19 protein-coding genes and 1 tRNA gene are annotated in these 21,674 nt (G+C 61.4%); 10 read left to right on the top strand and 10 right to left on the bottom strand.

All coding sequences use genetic code 11. The features are described 5' to 3' along the window. Nucleotide 1: 1 nt before the first annotated feature. From AC6H0N_RS09510 to AC6H0N_RS09485, 6 genes are all read right to left on the bottom strand, one after another. Complete coding sequence (locus tag AC6H0N_RS09510; protein WP_497573853.1) at nucleotides 2-1,282, bottom strand: restriction endonuclease subunit S; 1,281 nt, start codon at nucleotides 1,280-1,282, stop codon at nucleotides 2-4. Beyond that, the gene (locus tag AC6H0N_RS09505; protein WP_497573852.1) at nucleotides 1,275-3,683 is read right to left on the bottom strand and encodes a type I restriction-modification system subunit M; all 2,409 of its coding nucleotides are present in this window, start codon (nucleotides 3,681-3,683) and stop codon (nucleotides 1,275-1,277) included. The genes AC6H0N_RS09510 and AC6H0N_RS09505 overlap by 8 nt, the downstream gene beginning before the upstream one ends. 176 nt (nucleotides 3,684-3,859) lie before the next feature. Then, nucleotides 3,860-4,279 carry a hypothetical protein gene (locus tag AC6H0N_RS09500; RefSeq protein ID WP_497573851.1) on the bottom strand — a complete coding sequence of 140 codons (420 nt, stop codon included), beginning with the start codon at nucleotides 4,277-4,279 and terminating at the stop codon, nucleotides 3,860-3,862. A gap of 105 nt (nucleotides 4,280-4,384) precedes the next feature. Then, nucleotides 4,385-5,068: a hypothetical protein gene (locus AC6H0N_RS09495; RefSeq protein ID WP_497573850.1), complete on the bottom strand. Its 684-nt coding sequence runs from the start codon at nucleotides 5,066-5,068 to the stop codon at nucleotides 4,385-4,387. A 328-nt stretch (nucleotides 5,069-5,396) separates the two neighbouring features. Then, entirely contained in the window at nucleotides 5,397-6,725 is a 1,329-nt protein-coding gene (locus AC6H0N_RS09490) for a type II toxin-antitoxin system HipA family toxin (RefSeq protein ID WP_497573849.1), read from the bottom strand. A gap of 1 nt (nucleotide 6,726) precedes the next feature. Beyond that, nucleotides 6,727-6,966 carry a helix-turn-helix domain-containing protein gene (locus tag AC6H0N_RS09485; protein WP_497573848.1) on the bottom strand — a complete coding sequence of 80 codons (240 nt, stop codon included), beginning with the start codon at nucleotides 6,964-6,966 and terminating at the stop codon, nucleotides 6,727-6,729. Between the two features lie 697 nt (nucleotides 6,967-7,663). Between AC6H0N_RS09485 and AC6H0N_RS09480 the strand changes: the two genes are divergently transcribed. Beyond that, the gene (locus AC6H0N_RS09480; RefSeq protein WP_497573847.1) at nucleotides 7,664-8,074 is read left to right on the top strand and encodes a hypothetical protein; all 411 of its coding nucleotides are present in this window, start codon (nucleotides 7,664-7,666) and stop codon (nucleotides 8,072-8,074) included. A 690-nt stretch (nucleotides 8,075-8,764) separates the two neighbouring features. Here the strand turns inward: AC6H0N_RS09480 and AC6H0N_RS09475 are convergent. Continuing rightward, nucleotides 8,765-10,177: a DUF6538 domain-containing protein gene (locus AC6H0N_RS09475; protein ID WP_497573846.1), complete on the bottom strand. Its 1,413-nt coding sequence runs from the start codon at nucleotides 10,175-10,177 to the stop codon at nucleotides 8,765-8,767. Nucleotides 10,178-10,262: 85 nt separating this feature from the next. Then, a tRNA-Met gene (locus AC6H0N_RS09470) sits at nucleotides 10,263-10,339 on the bottom strand. Nucleotides 10,340-10,397: 58 nt separating this feature from the next. On the opposite strand from AC6H0N_RS09470, the gene miaB reads away from it, so the two are divergent. The 9 genes from miaB to AC6H0N_RS09425 all read left to right on the top strand — a co-directional run bounded on the left by miaB (nucleotide 10,398) and on the right by AC6H0N_RS09425 (nucleotide 19,972). Further along, nucleotides 10,398-11,735 carry a tRNA (N6-isopentenyl adenosine(37)-C2)-methylthiotransferase MiaB gene (gene miaB / locus AC6H0N_RS09465; RefSeq protein ID WP_497573845.1) on the top strand — a complete coding sequence of 446 codons (1,338 nt, stop codon included), beginning with the start codon at nucleotides 10,398-10,400 and terminating at the stop codon, nucleotides 11,733-11,735. Then, a complete protein-coding gene (locus tag AC6H0N_RS09460; protein ID WP_497573844.1) occupies nucleotides 11,735-12,706 on the top strand; it encodes a PhoH family protein in 972 nt (323 codons plus the stop codon). The genes miaB and AC6H0N_RS09460 overlap by 1 nt, the downstream gene beginning before the upstream one ends. 41 nt (nucleotides 12,707-12,747) lie before the next feature. Further along, nucleotides 12,748-13,188 (top strand): rRNA maturation RNase YbeY, encoded by a 441-nt coding sequence (gene ybeY, locus AC6H0N_RS09455; RefSeq protein WP_497573843.1) that lies wholly within the window; start codon nucleotides 12,748-12,750, stop codon nucleotides 13,186-13,188. Nucleotides 13,189-13,253: 65 nt separating this feature from the next. Next, complete coding sequence (locus AC6H0N_RS09450; protein WP_497573842.1) at nucleotides 13,254-14,105, top strand: CorC family transporter; 852 nt, start codon at nucleotides 13,254-13,256, stop codon at nucleotides 14,103-14,105. Beyond that, entirely contained in the window at nucleotides 14,105-15,595 is a 1,491-nt protein-coding gene (lnt, locus tag AC6H0N_RS09445) for an apolipoprotein N-acyltransferase (protein WP_497573841.1), read from the top strand. Before AC6H0N_RS09450 ends, lnt begins: the two co-directional genes overlap by 1 nt. Before the next feature lie 71 nt (nucleotides 15,596-15,666). Further along, on the top strand, nucleotides 15,667-16,593 hold the full coding sequence (gene glyQ, locus AC6H0N_RS09440) for a glycine--tRNA ligase subunit alpha (protein WP_497573840.1): 927 nt from the start codon (nucleotides 15,667-15,669) through the stop codon (nucleotides 16,591-16,593). Next, nucleotides 16,590-18,686 carry a glycine--tRNA ligase subunit beta gene (gene glyS, locus AC6H0N_RS09435; protein ID WP_497573839.1) on the top strand — a complete coding sequence of 699 codons (2,097 nt, stop codon included), beginning with the start codon at nucleotides 16,590-16,592 and terminating at the stop codon, nucleotides 18,684-18,686. The genes glyQ and glyS overlap by 4 nt, the downstream gene beginning before the upstream one ends. Nucleotides 18,687-18,698: 12 nt before the next feature. Next, a complete protein-coding gene (gene gmhB, locus AC6H0N_RS09430) occupies nucleotides 18,699-19,238 on the top strand; it encodes a D-glycero-beta-D-manno-heptose 1,7-bisphosphate 7-phosphatase (RefSeq protein ID WP_497573838.1) in 540 nt (179 codons plus the stop codon). Then, nucleotides 19,235-19,972: a lysophospholipid acyltransferase family protein gene (locus tag AC6H0N_RS09425; RefSeq protein WP_497573837.1), complete on the top strand. Its 738-nt coding sequence runs from the start codon at nucleotides 19,235-19,237 to the stop codon at nucleotides 19,970-19,972. Before gmhB ends, AC6H0N_RS09425 begins: the two co-directional genes overlap by 4 nt. 89 nt (nucleotides 19,973-20,061) lie before the next feature. Here AC6H0N_RS09425 and AC6H0N_RS09420 read toward each other — a convergent pair whose 3' ends face one another. Further along, the gene (locus AC6H0N_RS09420) at nucleotides 20,062-20,631 is read right to left on the bottom strand and encodes a phasin family protein (RefSeq protein WP_497573836.1); all 570 of its coding nucleotides are present in this window, start codon (nucleotides 20,629-20,631) and stop codon (nucleotides 20,062-20,064) included. Nucleotides 20,632-20,897: 266 nt separating this feature from the next. Further along, on the bottom strand, nucleotides 20,898-21,674 hold the full coding sequence (locus AC6H0N_RS09415; protein WP_497573835.1) for an enoyl-CoA hydratase: 777 nt from the start codon (nucleotides 21,672-21,674) through the stop codon (nucleotides 20,898-20,900).

Raw genomic sequence — 21,674 nt, 5'->3', positions numbered from 1 at the left:
CTCAGGTCGCCTCTGCGGGTTCGCAGTCGAGTAGAGGGGTGACACGGACGCGGCCGGTGAGGAGGTCGTCCATGAGGCCGGACTTTTCAGCGGCTAGCATTCGTTGGAGGATTCTCTCTTTAGCGATACGCGCCAAGATCGATTCATATCGCGTTGAAATCATCAGCTGCTCCTGCATCGGTGGTAGCGGAACGAGGAAGTTCAACACGTCGAGCTTGGTAATGTTCGGATCCTTCCGAGTGCTCGCAGCAACTTGTTTCCAGCGAATTCGTCCGTGCTGAAGTGCATAGAGAAGGAAAGTGCTTTGAGGTCGGCCGGCAGATTTCGGGATAAGTGCCGAAATCGCTTGATTGCATGCACCAGCCATCCCAAGCAGTCCGGTACGACCGATTTGCTCCCAACCTCCATACATTGCTACAAGGACGGTGCCAGCCGGAAGCAGAGCGCAAGAGGAGTCTTTAAGGCCCGCATGAGTGATCTGTTCGTCGGTTTTTGAGATGGTCTGCTCATTCAGATCGAGCGTCTTTACCCAGTGGATGCCGTTCCCACCTGTCGTGAAGTAGCGATCCAGTTGGGTTCGAGATGGAGTGCCTCCTGATAAAACGTCTGCAAAATTATCAATCCGCTGAACTTCCCAATCCCTCGGAATCGACCCCAGCGCCGACTCTTTGTACAACTCCGGCGCATCCTCCGCGCTCGGGCGCAGTTCGCCGTTCTCATCGACGCCACGGGTCAGCAGGTCGTGCAGCAGCCCTTCCTTGACCCGTTCGAGCTTGGCGATTAGGGCCTGGGTTTTCTCGATCTGGGTGTCGAGGGTGTCGAGGACGCGTGCGATGGCGGACTGTTCGGCTGGATGTGCAGGAACCATAAGCGAGTATTCGGCCAATTCGCCTCGCTTGATGTGCTTCATCGTGCTGCCATGTGCGCGCTTATCCATTTCTTGGACGGCGTGCTGCAGGACATGGAAGAGGTAATTCCGATTAACTTGCTCCGCAGGAATCACGCGGAACAGATGCTGGTTTAACCACGCTGGGCCGCCATGCCAGCGAACGACAGCCAGAGTGCCGCTCCAAGAGAAAACGATGTCGTTGTCCGCGAGCTTGAAGTCTTCACCCAGCGTTCTGTCGAAGTAATCGCAGCCGTCCGCCGAGCCGGTGATCTGAGCGATACGCACGATGGGAAGTCCAGTGGTTTTCCAATCACTCGGCTTGAAAGCGTAGCCATTGATGTAGGAGCCAAGAGAAACGAGGCTTCGGCTTTCCCAGCCTGCGGGTTCAGACATACCCCAGCGCCCCCATGAACTCCCGCAACTGCCTCGCCGCCGCATCCCGCTCGGCCTCAATGTCGGTCAGCGTCACGCGGTACTTGTCCCACCAGGTCTCGAAGGCGGCGATGATCTGCTGGCGTTGCTGGCGCACGTAGCGCTCCAGCAGGTCGGAGAGGTCGTTGTGCAGGATGGTCAGTACCAGATCGACGGCGGATTCCTGATCGAGCGAATCGACCGCTTCGTTCAGGTGCGCCTCGAAGCTCGCGCGCTGCTCCTTCAACTGTTTGTTGATCTTCTTGCGCTCAGCATTCCAGCCCTTGATTTGTTCGGGCGTGGGGGCGTCTTCATCGGCCTCAGCGGCTTCTTCGTCATCCTCGGGCGTGCCTTCGGCGGCTTTGATCTGCGCGTCCAGCTCGGCCTTGCGGGCCTGCAGCTCTTCGAGCGCTGCCACGTAGTCGGCCAACAGAAAGCCCACCAGCTTGTGATCGAGCGGGTTGGCCTTGCTCTGTTCGTCTTCGAGCAGGGTGATGATGCTGGTGCGCCAGGCATCGACTACGCCCGTGACGCCCCGCGCCTGCAGGGTGCGGAACTCGTTCTTATTCTGCTCCCAGAAGCCCGCGATGATGCCGCGCACCGCGAAGGGATCGAGCATGGCGAGCGGCTCCAACGCAGCGGTGAAGCTGGTGAGCAGGTCTTTGCGTAGCTGGGTGAGGTTCTTGCCGTTGCCGGTGAGCGCAGTGATGTGCGGGCCGTGCTCACGCCACCATGCCTCGAAGGCATCACGCAGGCGGGCCTCCTTGGCTTGCAGGCCGGGGTTGGCCTCGATGACGGGTTTGAGGTCTGCGCGCTCGTTCAGCCCCTCGGCGAAATCGATGTAGGCCGTGTCCGAGGCCCGCGCCTTGAACAGCGCCATCGGATCAAAACCGTGGGCGTCGAATAGCGCATGCTTGGCGCGCACTTCCTTGACCGGTACGCCGCCCACCAGATGCGCCCGCACGTCTTGGGGTTCGGGATCGGGGGTGTTGTCGGCGTAGCGGCGGATGTTGAGGTTGTAGTCGTTCTCGCGCAGCTCTTCGATGCCCACGATGCGCGAGAAGCCGGGTTCGTCCTTGAACGCCTCGTAGGTGGAGACGATTTTCTCGATGTGCTCGGGCAGCAGGTAGTTTTGCGCACGACCCTCGTAGAACTCGCGGTCGGCGTTGATGAAGAGCACCTTGCCGCGCCGGTTGGCCGGCTTGGCGCCCTTGTTGCGCAGCACCAGGATGGCGGCGGGGATGCCCGTGCCATAGAAGAGGTTGGGCGCGAGGCCAATGACCGCCTCGACCAGATCGTCATCGAGCATGCCGGCACGGATGCGCTTTTCGTCCCCACCCCGGAACAGCACGCCGTGCGGCATGACCGTGGCGAGCAAGCCGTCGGACTTGAGGCAGGCGACCATGTGCTGCAGGAACATCAGGTCGGCCTTCTTCGCGCCCTCGGGCACCGCGCCGTAGCGGAAGCGCTCGGGGAAGTGCTGCGTGGGCGTGTAGCCGATGGAGAAGGGCGGATTGGTGAGGATGCGGTCAAAGCGCATCAGCTCGCCGCCTTCGACGTGCTGCGGGTCGGTGAGGGTGTCTTCGTTGCGCAGATCGGCGCTGTTGATGCCGTGCAGCAGCATGTTCATCTTGGCAATCGCCCACACCGAGCCGGATGCTTCCTGCCCGTAGAGCGAGAGCAGGCGTGAGTCGCCGCCGTGCTCGTCCAGATACTCCTTGGACAGGATCAACATACCGCCCGAGCCGCAGCAGGGGTCATACACGCTGTGACCTTCCTGCGGGCGGATGAGCCGCACCATCATGCGCACGACCGAGCGCGGGGTGTAGAACTCGCCGCCTTTCTTGCCGGCGGAGTCAGCGAAGTCGGCGATGAGGTATTCGTAGGCGGCGCCGAGCAGATCCGGGAACTCGAAGTCGTCGTTGCGCAGCCGGAACTGGCTGAAGTGCTCGATCAGATCGCGCAGCTTCTTGTCGGGCAGGGTAGTGGAGCCGACCTTCTTGGTGAAGTCGATGTGCTCCAGCACCCCGGCAAGACTCGCGTTGTGCTCTTCCAGCCCGGCAAGTGCCTTGTTCAGATAGTTGCCGACGCCCTGATGGGCTTCGTTGAGCAGAAAGTCCCAGCGCGAATGCTCCGGCACGAAGAAGCCCGCCTTGTACCAGGCCCGTGTCTCGGCCGTCTGCAGCGCGCTGGCGCGGTCATCCCCGTCATTGACCAGCTTGGCGACCACCTCCTGCTGCCGCTCGTCGAACACGTCCGAGCAGCGCTTGAGGAACAGCATGCCGAAGATGTACTCCTTGAACTCCGAGGCATCCATTTTGCCGCGCAGGATGTCGGCGGCTTTGAAGAGGTGGCGTTCGAGCTGGCTGAGCGTCAGCGGCATGTGATGCGGTTCCTGGCTGGTGGTGTATCCCGCTCGGATGGTAAGCGAGGGCGGTGAATGCGCCAACCGCTATGGCTGCGGCTGGGAGCGGGGCCGAGGCGGCGGATGTGTATATGGAAACTGAGCCGAGGATGGATTCCGCGGGCGGACGTGTTCATGCGCCTGCTGGTGGATCGTCAGCGCTTCGTTTCGAGCTTGATGCAGATTTCACGACCGACGCGCCAGCGAGCTTCGTCACTACGGGCAATGTACAGATCACGAGCATACGGAATCATGGCGTGCACTACGCCTTGCACAGCCTGGGGCGTCTCGTGGTACTCGGCGCCTGCTTTGAGCATGTGCGGATACACATCAGTCTCAGATTCCTTCCAGTTCTCGGGCGTGTCGTGCTTGCCGCCGATCTCGACGCCCGTACCGAAGGTGAAGCGTGCCAGCTTCAGCAGATCCTCTTTCATCCCGTCGCAGCGCAGCTCCGCACGCATGAGTCGGTCGGCACGCTCGGCCGCTTGGGCTTGCATGCGGGTATAGCCTACATAACTGCCGATGATTGCGATGCCCAGACCCGCTGCTATCCCCAGTACCGCTTTGTTATTCATCCACTTCGTCCTGCTGGTTAAAAGTCGGTTTGACTTGTTGAGGTGCAAAAAGGGTGGCTGCACAGAATGATCTATGCAGCCACCCCAAGCGGTTTCAATGTCGGGCTATGAGTGCTCGATAGTAGTGATCTCACCACGGTCTTCGATGGCTTCACTGAGGCTGTCGTATTTCACATCGATGACGCTACTCAGAGTCACTCGGACTGTGCCGTCACCAAACAGGGTGTAATTGCCGCCTTGAGTGCCGATCTTGCCTTTTGCGACGACCGTGGTGCCGGGCTTGCCGGCCTCTTGAGCTGAGGTCAGGGCGTCGAGCAACACCTGCTGGAGTCGTTCGCCATCGTTTGAACTGATCGCGCTCATGGCGGCAAGTCGAGCGGCTTCTTCGTCTTCCTGATGTGCGATGGTGAGAGCTTCATCGAGGGTCTCGAACAGGCGCGTGTCCTGCACGGAATACTTGCCCAGGGTGTCGTTCTTTTCGATCTGAAATTTGCGTACTAGATAGAGCTGGTACGCGCCGGACGACAGGTCGCGTTCTTGATCGAACGCCCCTATCGCCGCGCCAGATGGCTTCGGGGCTGTTTGTGATGTTGCCCGTGAAGCAAAACCCAGCAGGATTACGCCGACAATCGCGATGGCGGCGCCGAGGATGAGGTAGTTTCTTTGCGCAGCCATGAGGCCAAGGTTGTGGACCCTGCCGAACCCCGATGAGACGGACGTATCCATCGACAGTGCAAAAAGGGCGATTACCGCCCCAATGATCAGCGCCACGATTCCGATTGATTTCACACTGCGCTCCGATCGAGTAATTGGGCCGAAAACTGTTTTTGCGACTCAGCTTCGTCGAGCGGGGTGTGGCGTTGCCGCGCGGCGTTGTCCCAGAGCAGAAACCGCTCAGTGGCTAGGATGATGTGAATAATCCGAGAGCATGTCACACGCGCTGTGTTGCGGTCTAGTGCTTGTTTTGGACGATTTTGTGTTGCGATGGTGAACAGTTGTCGAAGTGCGTTCGGATGCGAAGGGGGTAAGGATTGGATCTAGCTCGCCCGTTCGCGTCTTCACGATTGCCTTCTGGCTTCGTGCCTGCTCTAAGAGCTTCCCCTTTTTTGCAGTCGAGCTACGGGTCGAGCCGCTCGAACGATTCGGTCAGCCCCTTGGCGACTGCGTTGAATACGTCCTCGGGGAAGTCAGTCGGCAGTCGCGCTTCGATCTCGTGCAGCACGGCTGCGCAACGCCCAGAGCAGTCGATGATGATTTGATCCATGTCGCCCCCGAATCCGCACTTCGCTGCCGACTCGATGAAGTGTCGTCGTTGGATGTCACGGAGTCGGTAATGCGCGTTCTTGCCCCGCACGGCCATGGCGAGCTTGAGCTTCTGTTGGTCGAGCAGATTTCCGCCGGCACCTGTGACGGGCCAGGCTGAGAGCACGTCGTACAACGGGGTAAGGCGATAGCGACCGCCCGCAAGCAGGAAGATCGAGAAGTTCTTGGCATGCCCGTCGGTCCCCGCGAGCGTCCAGAACAGCAGTTGCGCGGTGAGTAGGGTGCGCAGGTCATCGTCACGCGCTTCTGAGTTCTGCAGGATGCGGGCGATGTCGAGTAGGCCGGGGCCACCATCTGCTTCGTACTTCAGGCGGGGCGGCCGCCCGGTGGCTTGGCAGAAGTCCTCTTGGGGTAGGCGTAGCCAGTATTGCCCGTTGTCGGTGAGCCTGCGGTCGAAGCGCTCGACGATCAGCACCTTCTGGTTGCCGAACTCGGCGATCTCGCACGGTGCAACGGGCAGGCCGAAGCCGGCAAGGATCTGTGCGCATAACCATTCGTTTTCGACCGAGGCCCGCATGTCGGCCTGCAGATTGCCCACCAGGCCCAGCGGCAGCTTGAAAATGTGCGTGGTGGGCGTCGAACCATGCGGGCGGCACCAGCGCTCCCCGTGGAAGGTGAGGGCGGTCTTTTCCTGCGCGCCCGCAATAGAGATGCGGAAGTCTTCGTCATCACGGATATTGAGTGCCGACGTGCTGGATACGGTCGCTGTCAGAATGCGTTCAATTTCGCCTTCGTCGAGAGGGTCCGCATGAATCTCAAACACATCTACCGGCTCTTGATCGGGCGGTAGAAGCTGCACCGCACCCACGCAGTCGCGCCCGATGGCTTCGAGCAGATCAAAGGCGTCTTTACTGTCGGTGCGAAACCTTGATTGCAGCCGTGCGCGAATGTTGTCGCTGTCTGGGAGCAGGTTGTCGAAGTAGTTGCGAACCGCGTCGCCCTTCAGGGGCACCGGGTCGAGCGTGAGCGGCAACGAAAGGGATAGGGGGCGGGCTTCGGGTGCGCGCTTCCAGGCATCGTCATACAGGAACTCCATCGGCCCTCGGGTGGGTAGCCGCCACTGGCCGACAAGCTTGCCGTTCATCCAGGCGTTGAGGGCGCGAGCGTGTGATCGACGACCCATCTCACCACTCGCTCGCTTGGGACGACGAAGACTTCTCTCGTATTGCGAACTCAAGCCCCAGCACCGACGACATCGCGATCAGCCGCTCTAGCGTGATGCGCTCGGGGGCTGCTTCGATTTCGGAGTAGCGGCTCTGGCTGATGCCCAGGTGACGTGCCATGTCGGCTTGGGAGAGACCGAGGGTCTTGCGGCGGGCGATGAGAATCTGGCTGGCCTGCTCAGGGGTGGCTAGAGCGTTCATTTGTGTGTGACCGGAAATGTCGATAAATGAACTATATCGGAAAAGCCGTTAAACGCAAGAAATCGGGGAATCCGATACGGTTCGTCCGTCGAGGTCGTGTGCGCCGCGATCGCGAAGAGCTGAGCTCCGAGGGGGTAAGGATTGGATCTGGCGCCGTCGTTTTCAACGTCACCACCGCCTTCCCGGATCGTTCCTGTTCTAAGACCTTGCGGTTTCCGTGTGTTCGATTGGTTTGCGTCTGAACGGTGTGGCGCACACGTTGCGGAGATAAGTGACAATTCGGTGCGGGCTAAATAGCGGGCTTCTGACGGGCTTTCAGGGCGTCAATATGGGTTTGCTGCTCTCGGAGGAATTGGCCTGTCTGGGGCCGATTGCGAGGCTTGTAGCTGGTGTGTCAGGTGGTTCGATCTGGTGTGATGTGGTGCGGTCTCATACGAGATCGAATCGTCTGCGATCAGCCCGCACGATGTGATCTTGCATGGTGTGGTATCACACCGCGAATTCGCCTGAATCCCAGGCTGGGCGTGGGTTTGCGGGGAATGATGCGACTGTAGCTCCGAAAATACGTGTTTTTCGGTTGCATCCCAGTTGCGTTTCAGTTGCATCCCGGTCGCCTACGACCTGCCAAAGTGCTTTTCCCACAATGGTTTATGCGTTACCAACCGGTGACGCTCTAACCAGCCTTTGGGGAGTTCGCATGAACAACAAGCAAGCCGTCGATCCGCTGACCGTAGCCGGTTACCTTCGCAAGTGCATCATTGCCTCGGGCAAGACCATGGCAGAAATCGAGCATGAAATGGGCGCGAGGCATCCGGTACGCCTGCAGCTCGTTCTCGACGGAAAGATCAAGCTGCATCTGCCCGTGGTGCACCGGTTGGCTCAGGTCTTGGGTATCGATCCCCTCATGCTGCTGAGGGTCTACGTCCATGACTACATGCCCGAGATGGAAGAAGCGCTCTTCGATACCGGCAGCCTGTCTGTACTGACCGCGAACGAGAGGAGGATCATCGAGGCGTACCGCGCGAGGGTGCGGGACGACGACCTGGAACTGATGACCTTCGAGGACCCGAACTTCGTGATGCTGGTGGTCAGGAGGCCGAAGCCTTGATCTGACGACGAGGTCTTTGCCGGGATTCCCCAATGCGAAGCGTGCCCCTAGGAGAATAAAGGGGCGTGCCCCTTTGCGTATATTTTTGCAAGCCCCTGTATTTTATGAAGAATGTTATTCACTCGTGAATGATCATGTGGTATAAATCTTCCTGCGCTGATCAGGGTAATGATCTGGGTGGAGGAAGCAGGGACAACCAGCGGCGGCCTCCCAGATTTGATCAACGAAACCGATCCAAGCCGGAAGTCACGGGATCGTGGGCGGGGCGAGATGTTAGCACCCAGACTTGGCGCCATGCATGGCGAAAGGCTGACACGGTCGGATGAACTCGGGGCATGCATAGCACCCGGACCTATTCATACTGAGGCTATAGCCAGCGTATGACACGACGAGCCGAACCTGAATCTGTTGATTTGGGTTTGGGGAACCGTGCCTCACCTGAGGCACAATAAATTCAAAAACAACTTAAATCATTAAGTTAGTTAGATTTAAATTTTTACCCGCACCCGCACCCGCACCCGCACCCGCACCCGCACCCGCACCCGCACCCGCACCCGCACCCGCACCCGCACGTTTAGATCTTCAAGGGCGGACTGATTGATCGGCCATCACAGCTTCAACAATCTCTGCGAGCCTTGTCTGTCCAAGCTCAGCACCCTTCCGAGATATCAGCACCGGCTCGGGTAGCTTCTACGGCGCAGGTCGTTCACGGTTGGCGCTGAAATCTACATCGAATACGACACATTCGATGTCGGCCTTCAAAGTGCGGAAGTCAAACATCGTGAGCACATCGCCGCCGTGGTAGTTCCTGTCCTGGGTGTCGTCATACTCATGGCCTGCAAGTCGAGTTCTCCTGTCCTTCGGGACTCCAGCCTTGCGCAGGGCGCTAATGAGGGTCGAGCGAAAGCTGTGGAACGCCTTGTTACTGCGCTTCTCGGTGTCTCCGACGCCCTGCTTCCGTCGGTAGGCGGTGAAAAGCTCAGTGGGCTTTGCTGCGAAGTTGCCCGGCCTCGCCGGGTCCTCGGGTAGCTCCGGGAATATCCGGCCGGCGTTGATGGTGGAGACGTAGTCGAGGAAGCCCAGCGCGATGAGTTTGGAGTGGATCGGAATGACTCGCCGAGACGCTGTCGTCTTGAGACGCTTGCCGATCTCTCCGTCTAGGATGCTGATGGTCTCGATCCCGTCATGCATGCCGATGTCGCTTGCGATGAGCTGGCACAACTCGTTTAGGCGTGCGCCGGTGTAGAGACCAAGGACCGGAAGCCAGAATTCGGACGGTGTCTTGAATGTCCGGCCCCTATAGTCCGCTGACTCGAATAACGCCTTCAGGTCGTTCAGATCGAAGGCCACGTATGGGTTCTCCTCGATCTTGCCTGGGTAGCGGAACAGCTCGGCGAAGTCGTCGCCGATGAGGCGCTTCTTCTTTGCCCAACGGAGCACCGCACCGGCGCGCGTAAGGCGCTTGTCGCGGTTCCGGGGTGTCCCGCCCTCGTGGTCGGTCAGTACGTGGTTCTGAAACCTGTTGATGTCGTCGGCGGTGATGGCGGTGAGGAGCTTGTCGCCGACGACTCCAATCAACTTGCGGACGTGGGGCCAGTGATCGTACTTGGCCGTGTCCTCGCCGTCTCGCCAAGCCTTGGCGGCGATCTTCTCCGCCTTATAGCCCTCCCATGCCTGCAAGAGCGTCTTGTCTTCCTTCGACCCGCTTGAGCCTACCGCCGGGATCGATGCGGGCAAAGGGGCACCGTCCACGTGTGCCTGGAGCGCCGCGACGGCAACCGCCGCTGATACTTCCTCTCCGGGCTGCACATCCAGAGCGACGGCGCGCTTCTTGCCAGATGGTGAGATGTCGAGTGAAAGCGCGTAGTCGATCTGCAGTGCAGTTGAGGGGCGGGCTTTGCGTGGCATGGCGCGGAGGTCTGCGAAGAGGATGTCTGTCTTGGCTGCGAGCAGCCGGGCGCGCATGATAGCCTCACGACGGTCGCTTGTTTCAAGCGACTTGGTGAGATAGGGCTGACCGACGGTTTGGCGCAGTTCGTCGGGTACGCGGCGCCTGAAGTAGAAAGTTGTTCCGTGCCGGGAGCGCTTGAGATAGTTGGCCATGTGACCCACCTTTGTGACCCACCTTGGCTCCCTGCGGACGTGAAAAAGCCGCCAACCCTTGCAGGCTGGCGGCTTCTAGAATGTCTGGTGGTGATGGGCGGAATCGAACCGCCGACCTATGGGTTATGAATCCATCGCTCTAACCGTCTGAGCTACATCACCAACAAGCCTGCTAATATAGCCGCTCTCCAAATAAAGCGTCAAGCAACGGTTTCAATCGATGAAGAAGCTCTACATCCGCACATTCGGTTGCCAGATGAACGAGTACGACTCGGACAAGATGGCGGACGTGCTCGGGGCCGGTGAAGGTCTGGTCAAGACCGATAGCCCGGAAGACGCAGATGTGATCCTGTTCAACACTTGTTCCGTGCGTGAAAAGGCGCAGGAGCGGGTGTTTCACGATCTCGGGCGAGCGCGTCTGCTGAAGCTTGAAAAGCCCGATCTGATCATTGGTGTCGGTGGTTGTGTGGCCAGCCAGGAAGGCGAGGCCATCGTGGCGCGGGCGCCGTATGTGGACGTGGTGTTTGGTCCGCAGACTCTGCATCGGCTGCCGCAGCTGATTGCCGAGCGCCGTCGCAGTGGGCGCTCGCAGGTGGATATTTCCTTCCCCGAAATCGAGAAGTTCGACAATCTTCCGCCGGCGCGCGTCGAGGGTTCGAGCGCCTTTGTGTCGATCATGGAAGGCTGTTCCAAGTACTGCACTTTCTGTGTGGTGCCCTATACGCGCGGGGAAGAAGTCTCGCGTCCGCTCGACGACATCCTGGCCGAGGTGGCCGGGTTGGCGCAGCAGGGCGTGAAAGAGGTGACGCTGCTTGGCCAGAACGTTAATGCCTGGCGCGGGCCGATGACCAAGGATAGTGACGAAATCGGTGATTTCGCCCTGCTGCTCGAATGCGTGGCCGAGGTGCCGGGTATTGAGCGCATGCGCTACACGACCTCGCATCCGCGCGAGATGACGCAGCGGGTGATCGACGCCTACGCGAAAATCCCGAAGCTGGTCAGTCACTTGCACCTTCCGGTGCAGGCTGGCTCCGACCGCGTTCTGGCGGCGATGAAGCGCGGCTACACGACGCTGGAATTCAAGGCGCTGGTGCGCAAGTTGCGCGCGGTGCGGCCGGATCTGTCGCTGTCGTCGGATTTCATTGTTGGCTTCCCCGGCGAGACCGAAGAGGACTTCGAGAAGACCATGAAACTGATCGAGGACGTCGGTTTCGACGCTTCGTTCAGCTTTGTGTACAGCGCGCGTCCCGGCACGCCGGCGGCGGACCTGGAAGATTCGGTGCCGCAGACGACCAAGCTGAAATGGCTCGCACGCCTGCAAAAGCGCATCGAGCAGCAGTCGCAGGTGATCAGCGAAGCCATGGTGGGCAGTCAGCAGCGCATCCTCGTCGAAGGCCCTGCCAAGAAGGGCGTGGGTGAGTTGGCCGGGCGTACCGCCAACAACCGCGTTGTGAATTTCCCGGGCAATGAGCGCCTCATCGGTCAGTTTGTCGATGTGGCGATTGTTTCGGCAATGCCGCACAGTCTGCGCGGCGAAATCGTCGTGCGGGAGTCCTGATGGGCGACATCGTGGAAGTGGTTTTCGAGCCGGTCGACAACCTGCGGCTGGCAAATCTGTGTGGCGCGCTGGACGAGAACCTGCGCCAGATCGAGTCGGCGTTCGACGTCGGCATCGTGCGTCGCGGTGAGCGCTTCAGTCTGTCCGGCGAACAGTCGCGACTGGCGGCAAACGCCTTGCAGCGGTTTTACGACAGCGCTGAGGAGCATCTGAGCCTGGACGACATTCAGCTCGGACTGGTTGAGGCTTCTGCTCCCAGTGAGCCGCAGATCGCGTCGCCGAAGCTGCTGACGCGCAAGACCGAACTGCACGGGCGCACGCCGCGTCAGGTCGAGTATCTGACCAACATCCAGGCGCACGACATCACCTTCGGTATCGGCCCGGCCGGGACCGGCAAGACCTACCTCGCAGTGGCCAGTGCCGTGGACGCTTTCGAGCGCGAATTGGTCGAGCGCATCATCCTGACGCGCCCGGCGGTCGAGGCTGGCGAGCGACTTGGCTTCCTGCCCGGTGATCTGGCGCAGAAGGTTGATCCTTACCTGCGCCCGCTGTACGACGCCCTGTATGACCTGATGGGTTTTGATCGTGTGGCCAAACTGTTCGAGCGCGGCAGCATCGAGATTGCGCCACTGGCCTTCATGCGCGGGCGCACGCTCAATCACGCTTTCATCATTCTGGATGAGGCGCAGAACACTACGCCCGAGCAGATGAAAATGTTCCTTACGCGCATCGGCATCGGCGGCAAGGCGGTCGTTACCGGCGATCTGACCCAGGTCGACCTGCAGCGCCACCAGAAGAGTGGCTTGCGCGAGTCGGCAGACATTCTCGCCGGAGTTCGCGGGATTGCCTTTACCCGTTTCGGTAAGGAAGACGTGGTGCGTCATCCCTTGGTCGCGCGCATCGTCGAGGCCTACGATCGGGCCGATGCCGAACGCGAAGCCGCCAAGGCCCGCCGCGAGGGCGAAGCGTGAGCGCTGTAACGTCAGCGCAAATCGCGCGGCCCAAACTGTCGATGAATGTGCAGCGCGCGCTCAAGGCCAGTGAACGGGAGCACGCACCCAAAGCGGCTGATTTGCGGCGCTGGGCAAGCGCCGGGCTGCTTGAACGTGATGTGGAAGTTGCGGTGCGACTGGTCGGCGAGGACGAGGGCTTGGCGCTGAACCGTGACTACCGCGGCCGCGAGTACGCCACCAACGTGCTGACTTTTGTGTACGACGAGGTCAGCGTTTCGGGCATGCCGCTGTGCGGCGACATCGTGTTGTGCGTGCCGGTGGTGGTGCGAGAGGCGAAGGATCAGGGCAAGGCTCCGGCGGCCCACTTCGCCCACCTGATGGTGCATGGTATGCTGCATTTGCAGGGTTTCGACCACGAAACCTCGCAGGAAGCCGAGGTCATGGAGGCGCTTGAGACACAGATTCTCGCGCGTCTGGATATCGGAAATCCGTACGCATGACGTGGTGAAGGCCGAGGATTTGGGTTCGATGGACCCAAATCCTCGTTCTTCACTCAAGCAGGAAAATGGACAGTCCATCAGACAGACCCTCCTTACTGGAGCGACTTTCGGCCCTTCTTTCGCGCGAGCCGGAAGATCGCGACGACCTTCTTGCGCGACTGCGTTCTGCCTGCGATCGCAATCTGATCGACGCTGACGCGCTCACCATCATCGAAGGCGCCCTGCAAATGTCCGACATGCAGGTGCGCGAAGTGATGATTCCGCGTGCACAGATGGACGTGGTCCATCTCGAAGACCCGATCGACAAGATCGCCAATTTCGTCATCGACACCGCCCATTCGCGCTTTCCGGCCGTTGGCGATAACAAAGACGATGTGGTCGGCATTCTGCTGGCCAAGGATCTGCTGCGTTTCTACGCCGGCCGCGAATTTGATCTGCGCGGCATGCTGCGCCCGGCCGTGTTCGTGCCGGAATCCAAGCGCCTCAACGTGCTGCTGCGCGAGTTCCGCGTCAGCCGCAATCACATGGCCATTGTCGTGGACGAGTACGGCGGCGTGGCGGGCGTGGTCACCATCGAAGACGTGCTGGAGCAGATCGTCGGTGACATCGAAGACGAGTACGACTTCGACGAAATCTCCGACAGCATCCGGCTCGACCAGAGTGGCCGCTATCGCGTCAAGGCAACGACCGAGATCGAGGACTTCAACCACGCCTTCGAGACCGCCTTCAGCGATGAAGAGGTCGACACCATCGGTGGTCTGGTCATTCGTCATCTGGGGCGTCTGCCCCAGCGTGGCGAGGTCATAGAGCTCGATAGCCTGCGCATTCAGGTGATGCGCGCCGACAGCCGACGGGTCTACACCCTGCTGGTCGAGCGACTCGCCCCGCCGGCGACATCCGCCGTCGAAGCGGAGTGATGGCCTCGCGCCGGCTTCACGGCGGCATGGCCCTGCTGGTCGCGCTGCTCGCCGGTGCTGCAGCGGTGTTTTCGTTCGCGCCGTTTGGCATGTACTTTGTCGCGCCGCTGAGTCTGGCGGCGCTGGCTTGGCTGCTGGCGCGTGCCGAGCGCGGGCGTGACGGCTTTCTGCTCGGGTTTGCATGGGGCTTCGGTGCATTCGCGGCCGGCATTTCGTGGCTGTTCGTCGCCCTCAACCGCTACGGCGGCATGCCTGCGCCGCTGGCTGCGCTGGCCATCGCACTGTTCTGTGTCTATCTCGCCCTATATCCGGCGTTGGCCGGAGCGCTGTTCGTGCGCTTGCGCACCGGTGGCGTGCTATTGCGCGCCGCATTGTTTGCGGCCTTGTGGATCGCTGCCGAAGGGCTTCGTGGCTGGATGTTTACGGGCTTCCCATGGCTTTCCATCGGCTATTCGCAGACCCCGCCCAGCCCGCTGGCGGGTTGGCTTCCACTGCTAGGTGTATACGGCGTCGGCGGGCTGCTGGCGTTCATGGCCGGGCTCGCGGCGTTCGCGCCGTGGCGCAGCCTGCGCGATGCCGCTCCGGCCGCAGCGCTGATTGCAGTCTTGATGCTTGCGGGCTTTGGGCTGGGGCGTGTGGCCTGGACCCATCCGGAAGGTGAGCCACTGCGCGTGGCCCTGGTGCAGACCAATATCGCGCAGGAACTGAAGTGGCGACCCGAGCACGTGAGCGACTGGCTGGAGCTGAACCTGCGCATGTCGGATGTGCCGGATGCCGATCTGGTGGTGTTACCGGAATCGACCTTGCCGATGTTGGCCGACAACCTGCCGCCGGGCTACGTTGAAACGCTTGCCGCGCGCGCCGCCGCGAATGACGCCGATCTGCTGTTCGGCGTGTTCCTGCGCGATGCGCAAGGGCAGGTGTTCAACGCCACTGCCAGTCTGGGCGCTTCGCCGTCGCAGTCCTATGCCAAGCGCCATCTAGTGCCCTTCGGCGAATATTCACCGCCGCTGTTCGATTGGTTTTACGAGCTGGCGGCAATCCCGATGTCGGATCAGACGCCGGGCCCGGTCGGCCAACCGCCGCTTGCCTTGGGCGGGCAGCGCATCGCCCTGAACATCTGCTACGAAGACCTTTTCGGGCGCGAACTGCTGCACGCCTTGCCCGAGGCGAGCCTGATGCTCAACGTGTCGAACCTCGCCTGGTACGGGCATTCCTTTGCCCAGCCGCAGCACCTGCAGATTGCGCGTGTGCGCGCACTTGAAACGGGCCGCCCGATGCTGCGCGCAACCAACACCGGCATGACCGCCGTGGTCCAGCCGGACGGCACGGTCAGCGACGTGCTGCCGCAGTTTGAGCGTGGCGTGCTGCGCGCCGAAGTGACCGGCTTCTCCGGTATGACGCCATATGCGCGCTGGGGCGACTGGCTGGCCTTTGTGCTCGCGGCGTTCGGCCTGGCGATGGTGCTGATGGTGCGTCGTCGCGCTTGATTTGCGCTGCGCGTCGCCCGGCTGCCTGAAAGCCAGTAAAATCCCACCTTTTGCTTGGTGTCCCGCGGAGCATGTCTTTGAATAAACCGACCTTCCAGCAGATCATCCAGACGCTTGGCCAGTTCTGGGGCGAGCGCGGCTGCGCGCTGTTGCAGCCGCTCGACCTCGAAGTCGGCGCGGGCACCTCGCATCCGGCCACCTGTCTGCGCGCGCTCGGGCCCGAGCCGTGGAACGCCGCCTATGTGCAGCCTTCGCGTCGTCCCAAGGACGGCCGCTACGGCGAGAACCCGAACCGCCTGCAGCACTACTATCAGTATCAGGTCGTGCTCAAGCCCTCGCCGCCGGACATCCAGGAGCTGTACCTGGACAGTCTGCGCGCCTTGGGCATCGATCCGATGGAGCACGACATCCGCTTCGTCGAGGACGACTGGGAAAATCCGACGCTGGGTGCGTGGGGCCTGGGTTGGGAGGTCTGGCTGGACGGCATGGAGGTGACGCAGTTCACCTATTTCCAGCAGGTCGGCGGCCTGGATTGCAAACCGGTGTTGGGCGAGATTACCTACGGCATCGAGCGGCTGGCGATGTATCTGCAGGGCGTCGAAAACGTCTATGACCTGGTGTGGACGGTGTATCCGAACGGCATGCCGGTGACTTACGGTGACGTCTACCACCAGAACGAGGTCGAGCAATCGCGCTACAACTTCGAGCACGCCAACGTCGACTTCCTGTTCTCGCTGTTCGGCAACTATGAATCGGAAGCCAAGCGCCTGATCGCCGAAGGTCTGGCGCTGCCCGCCTACGAGATGGTGCTCAAGGCCGGCCACACGTTCAACATGCTTGACGCTCGCGGCGCCATTTCGGTGACCGAGCGTGCGGCCTACATCGGCCGAATCCGCAACCTGTCGCGGGCTGTGGCGCAGGCGTATCACGAATCACGCGAGGCACTCGGATTCCCGATGCTCGCCCGCAGTCAGAGCTTCGCCGGGGGGGGCGCATGATGTCGAACCACGCCCATCTGCTGGTCGAACTGGTTACTGAAGAACTGCCGCCGAAGGCGCTGCCGCGTCTGGGCGAGGCTTTTTCCAACGGCATCGTCGCGGGCTTGCGTGCGCGTGGTCTGGCGCCGGACGACGGTGATGTCCGCGGGTTTGCCGCGCCACGCCGCTTGGCAGTGCTGGTGCGCGACGTGAGTAGCGAAGCTGCCGCGCAGGAAGTCACCGAAAAGATCATGCCGGTACAGGTCGCGCTGGATGCCGACGGCAAGCCGACGCAGGCGCTGCTCAAGAAGCTCGCCGCACGCGGCATCGGTGAGGAGGCCATTGCTGGCTTTGAACGCCGCATGGATGGCAAGGCCGAGGCGCTGTTCTATACCCGCACCGAAGCAGGTGCTGCGCTTGACGCGGTGCTGGCCGAGATTGTCGGCGAGGCCGTGCGCGCGCTGCCGATTCCGAAGCTCATGCGCTGGGGCGCGTCCGAAGTGCAGTTTGTCCGTCCGGTGCATCGCCTACTGATGCTGCACGGCGAGCGTGTTGTGCCGGGTAGTGTGCTTGGGCTGGATTCCGGGCGCACGACCATGGGCCATCGTTTCATGAGTCGCGGTGCGATCGATATCGCCAATGCCGAAGCATGGGAACCGACGCTACTGGCCGAAGGCAAGGTCGTGCCGCACTTTGGCGAGCGGCGTGCCGAGATTGAGCGGCAGTTGCAGGACGCGGCCGAGCGCGAGAAGGCCTCGCTGGGCGAATACGCTGACCTGCTCGACGAGGTGAGCGCGCTGGTCGAGCATCCGAGCGTATATGTCGGCGAATTCGAGGCCGAATTCCTCGCCGTGCCGCAGGAATGCCTGATCCTGACGATGCGCGCGAACCAGAAGTATTTCCCGCTGTTCGACCGCAATGGCAAGTTGCTCAACCGTTTCCTGATCGTGTCGAACATGCGCGTGGCCGACCCGGCCAACATCGTTGCCGGCAATCAGCGTGTGGTTCGCCCGCGCCTGGCCGATGCGCGTTTCTTCCTCGATCAGGATCGCCGCAACACGCTGGAAAGTCGTCTGCCGCGCCTTGGTCCGGTGGTGTATCACAACAAGCTTGGTAGCCAGCTCGAGCGCGTTGCGCGTCTCGAGCGTCTGGCCGGCCGCATCGCGGCGCGCCTGAATGCCGATGCTGACGCCGCTTCACGCGCAGCGCGGCTCGCCAAGGCGGATCTGGTCACCGACATGGTCGGCGAGTTTCCCGAATTGCAGGGCTTCATGGGCCGTTACTACGCGCTCGCCGATGGCGAGACGCAAGTTGTCGCTGACGCCATTGCTGCGCACTACCAGCCGCGTTTTGCGGGTGACGCGCTGCCCACCGGCAACATCGCCTGCGCGGTGTCGCTGGCCGACAAGCTCGATTCGCTGGTGGGTTTCTTCGGCATCGGGCAAGTGCCGACCGGCGACCGTGACCCCTACGGACTGCGTCGTGCTTCGCTCGGTGTGCTGCGGATCGTCATGGAGTCGCCGTTGCCGCTCGATCTGGCTGATCTGATCGGCGAAGCAGCCGCCGGCTTTACGCCGGGTCTGCTGAGTGAAGAAGGTTTCCGCGACACGCTGCTGGACTTCATGTTCGAGCGACTGCGTAATCAGTTGCGCGACGCGGGCCACACGGCCGATGCCGTGGACGCGGTACTGGCCTTGCGCCCGACACGTGTGGATCGCGTGCCGGCCAAGCTCGACGCGGTGCGCGAATTTCTCGCACTGCCCGAGGCCGAAGCACTGGCCGCAGCCAACAAGCGCATCGTCAACATCCTGAAGAAGAGCGGTGCGGCGGCCGTCGAGCCCGATGTCGCGCTGCTGCAGGATGAGGCCGAGAAGGTGCTGTTTCACGCCGTCGTCGATATCGCGCCGCTGGTGCGCTCACACGTCGACAATGAAAACTACACTGAGGCCTTGCGTGCCTTGGCCGGCCTGCGTGGCGCAGTTGATAGCTTCTTCGACAACGTCATGGTCAATGCCGAAGAGCCGCTGACGCGTCAGAACCGCCTTGCGCTGCTCGGCACGCTGGCCGGGCTGATGAATCGCGTTGCCGACCTGTCACGCCTGTCGGCGCAGTAAACGAGGCCACGGATGAAGCTCATCATTCTCGATCGCGACGGCGTCATCAACCATGACTCCGACCTGTTCATCAAATCGCCTGACGAATGGAAGCCGATTCCGGGTTCGCTGGAATCGATTGCCCGGCTCAACCAGTACGGGTGGCGTGTGGTGGTGGCCTCAAATCAGTCCGGCGTGGGGCGTGGCCTGTTTGGCATGGATACGCTCAATGCCATCCACGACAAGATGGTCAAGAGCCTTGCTCAGTTCGGTGGCCGGCTGGACGCGATCTTTTTCTGTCCGCATGCGGCCGACTCGACCTGCAAGTGCCGCAAGCCAAAGCCGGGTATGTACCGTGACATCGGCGAGCGTTTCAATTTTGATCTGGCAGCGGTACCGGTGGTCGGAGATAGTCTGCGCGACCTTGAGGCCGCGGCCGCGGTCGGCGCCGTCCCCTATCTGGTGCTGACCGGCAAGGGCGGCCGTACGCTGGATGAGGGCGGTCTGCCTGCCGGTACGCGAATCTTTCCCGACCTTGCAGCGGTAGCGGCAGAACTGGTGGCCGAAAAATGAACGCGCTGCGCTCCTTCATCTTTGCACTCGGCCTGGTCGTGACGATTCCGCCCTATGCCCTTTTCTCGTTCCTGACCTTTCCGTTCCGGCCGATCACGCGGTATCGCATCATCAGTTCGTGGACGCTGATCGGCCTGTGGATGGCGCGACATTTTCTCGGCATCCGTTACCGGGTCCTGGGGCTGGAAAACCTGCCGGCCGAGCCCGTGGTGATTCTTTCCAAGCATCAGTCGGCTTGGGAAACGTTGGCATTCCAGAAGATCTTTCCACCGATCAGTTTCGTGCTCAAGCGCGAGTTGCTGCGTATTCCCTTCTTTGGCTGGGGGCTGGCGCAGATGCCGTTCGTCGCCATTGACCGTGCGGCGGGCAAGGATGCGCTCGCGCAAGTGGTGGAGCGGGGCGGTGCACGAATGCGCGACGGCTTCTGTGTGGTGGTATTCCCTGAGGGTACGCGCGTGCCGCTGGGGCGCTCGGCGCGCTACAAGATCGGCGGTGCCTGGCTGGCCACGCACGTTGGCTCCAAGGTCGTGCCGGTGGCACACAACGCGGGCGAGTTCTGGCCGAAGAATGCGCTGGTCAAGCGCCCCGGCGAGATTACGGTAAGCATCGGGCCAGCCATCGAAGCCCAGGGGCGCACGCCGGACCAAGTCAATGCTGAGGCCGAGGCGTGGATCGAATCTGAAATGCGGCGGCTGTTTCCGCATCACTACATCGACGTGTCCGCCGGAAAGTAGCGGCATTCCCCAGAAACGAAAACGCCAGCCCTCGGGCTGGCGTTTTTGCTTGGCATCGCGTCTGAGCTTTTCAGCTCCGAGCGCGTCTCTCAGGCGGCGGCTTTCTTGGCAGCAGCCGGCGCTTTGCTTGCGGTGCCAACGGCCTTGACCGTGGCATCGGTGGCTGCGCTGAGATTGGCTTCGGCCAGCTCGGTAACCTGCTTGGCAACCTTGTTGACGCTGTCGTAGGCACTGTTGGCGGCGGCCATGGCGGACTTCATCGCAGCAAAAGCTACATCGGAACCAGCCGGAGCAGATTCGGCGGCCTTGTCGATGATGCCGGTAAAGGCCTTGTTGACTTCGCCAACCTGACTCTCGAACAGCTTGGTCAGTTGTTCCTGATTGCTGCTGGCGAGCTCATACACGCTACGGTTGTAGGACACGGCTTTCTCAAGCATCGGCTTGCCCAGCGAGGCCTGCAGGGTGAGTAGCTCCTGCGGATCCTTGACGCCCATCAGGCTGCGGGTGCTGGCAATGCTGTCCTCGATCATGGCGCGGGCAGTGCTCAGGTTGAGAGCCGCGAGCTTCTCGGCGTTGGCGAACGCGCTGTTCGCGATGCTCACGAAGGCTTCAAGATTGGCCTTGTTGGCTGCGGCGATTTGTTCCGGAGTCGCAAACATGGAGTTCTCCTTGACTTGATTGAATTGGGTGCTGCGGTGCAGCATGGTTCCCAGTATAAGGGCCCCGAACCCGATGTCAAGAGAAAAATATTGCGGTGCACAAATTGTTGGCGCGAACCCGGTGTCTGGTTATTAAAGTGTTGATAATTCTGATTAAAGACTAGCCTTCAGGGCGTCGTGGCGAGCTCGGGTATGTGCGCTGGAAGAGTTGCTGCTGCTTGTGCACAGGCGAGACGCGGGCGTCTCGGATCCCCTTGCTGTCCGCGTCAGCGATGTTTGAAGTCGGGCGTGCGCTTGTCGAGAAAGGCCGACATGCCTTCCTTCTGGTCGTCGAGGCCGAAGGCGGCGTGGAAGCTGCGTCGTTCGAAAAGCAGGCCTTCGTTGAGTGGAGTCTCGAAGGCTCGATTGACGGATTCCTTGATCATCATCAGCGTCGGCATCGAATACCCGGAGAGTGTGTCGGCGATTGCGAAGGCCTCGTCGAGTACGCGATCGTCGGCTACCAGCCGTGATACCAGCCCGGCCCGCTCGGCCTCTGCCGCGTCCATGAAGCGCGCTGTCAGACACAGATCCATGGCCTTTGCCTTGCCGACCGCCCGCGGCAGTCGTTGCGTTCCCCCCGCGCCGGGCGGGATGCCGAGGCGCACCTCGGGTTGTCCGAACCTGGCGGATTCTCCGGCCACGATGATGTCGCACATCATCGCAATCTCGCAGCCTCCACCAAGCGCATAACCACGGACGGCGGCAATGACGGGCTTGCGGAAGGTCTTGAGGCGTTCCCAGTTGCGGGTGATGTAGTCGCCGCGGTAGGCGTCCATCCACGAAAAACCGGCCATTGCCGCGATGTCTGCGCCAGCAGCGAAGGCCTTTTCGGAACCGCTGAGGATGACTGTCGAGATGCCGTCGTCGGCTTCGAACTGTTCGAGGGCGAGGCTGAGTTCGTCGACGAGGGTGTCGTTGAGCGCGTTGAGGGCTTCGGGGCGATTCAGTTCAACGAGGCCGGTACGGCCTCGCTGCTCAACGCGAATGCAGGTCCAGACCAC

The sequence above is a fragment of the Pseudazoarcus sp. NS34 genome, assembly GCF_059703725.1.
The sequence above is the reverse complement of the archived record's forward strand: the minus strand, read 5'-3'. Positions and strand labels throughout refer to the sequence as shown.

What these genes read in the sequence shown, in the direction of transcription:
- AC6H0N_RS09485 (WP_497573848.1), bottom strand. Translation starts at nt 6,966, where the DNA reads ATGAACGCTCTAGCCACCCCTGAGCAGGCCAGCCAGATTCTCATCGCC.
- AC6H0N_RS09505 (WP_497573852.1), bottom strand. Translation starts at nt 3,683, where the DNA reads ATGCCGCTGACGCTCAGCCAGCTCGAACGCCACCTCTTCAAAGCCGCC.
- glyS (WP_497573839.1), top strand. Translation starts at nt 16,590, where the DNA reads ATGATGTCGAACCACGCCCATCTGCTGGTCGAACTGGTTACTGAAGAA.
- AC6H0N_RS09500 (WP_497573851.1), bottom strand. Translation starts at nt 4,279, where the DNA reads ATGAATAACAAAGCGGTACTGGGGATAGCAGCGGGTCTGGGCATCGCA.
- AC6H0N_RS09425 (WP_497573837.1), top strand. Translation starts at nt 19,235, where the DNA reads ATGAACGCGCTGCGCTCCTTCATCTTTGCACTCGGCCTGGTCGTGACG.
- glyQ (WP_497573840.1), top strand. Translation starts at nt 15,667, where the DNA reads ATGTCTTTGAATAAACCGACCTTCCAGCAGATCATCCAGACGCTTGGC.
- lnt (WP_497573841.1), top strand. Translation starts at nt 14,105, where the DNA reads ATGGCCTCGCGCCGGCTTCACGGCGGCATGGCCCTGCTGGTCGCGCTG.
- AC6H0N_RS09420 (WP_497573836.1), bottom strand. Translation starts at nt 20,631, where the DNA reads ATGTTTGCGACTCCGGAACAAATCGCCGCAGCCAACAAGGCCAATCTT.
- AC6H0N_RS09475 (WP_497573846.1), bottom strand. Translation starts at nt 10,177, where the DNA reads ATGGCCAACTATCTCAAGCGCTCCCGGCACGGAACAACTTTCTACTTC.
- AC6H0N_RS09460 (WP_497573844.1), top strand. Translation starts at nt 11,735, where the DNA reads ATGGGCGACATCGTGGAAGTGGTTTTCGAGCCGGTCGACAACCTGCGG.
- miaB (WP_497573845.1), top strand. Translation starts at nt 10,398, where the DNA reads ATGAAGAAGCTCTACATCCGCACATTCGGTTGCCAGATGAACGAGTAC.
- AC6H0N_RS09480 (WP_497573847.1), top strand. Translation starts at nt 7,664, where the DNA reads ATGAACAACAAGCAAGCCGTCGATCCGCTGACCGTAGCCGGTTACCTT.
- AC6H0N_RS09510 (WP_497573853.1), bottom strand. Translation starts at nt 1,282, where the DNA reads ATGTCTGAACCCGCAGGCTGGGAAAGCCGAAGCCTCGTTTCTCTTGGC.
- ybeY (WP_497573843.1), top strand. Translation starts at nt 12,748, where the DNA reads ATGAATGTGCAGCGCGCGCTCAAGGCCAGTGAACGGGAGCACGCACCC.
- AC6H0N_RS09450 (WP_497573842.1), top strand. Translation starts at nt 13,254, where the DNA reads ATGGACAGTCCATCAGACAGACCCTCCTTACTGGAGCGACTTTCGGCC.
- gmhB (WP_497573838.1), top strand. Translation starts at nt 18,699, where the DNA reads ATGAAGCTCATCATTCTCGATCGCGACGGCGTCATCAACCATGACTCC.
- AC6H0N_RS09490 (WP_497573849.1), bottom strand. Translation starts at nt 6,725, where the DNA reads ATGGGTCGTCGATCACACGCTCGCGCCCTCAACGCCTGGATGAACGGC.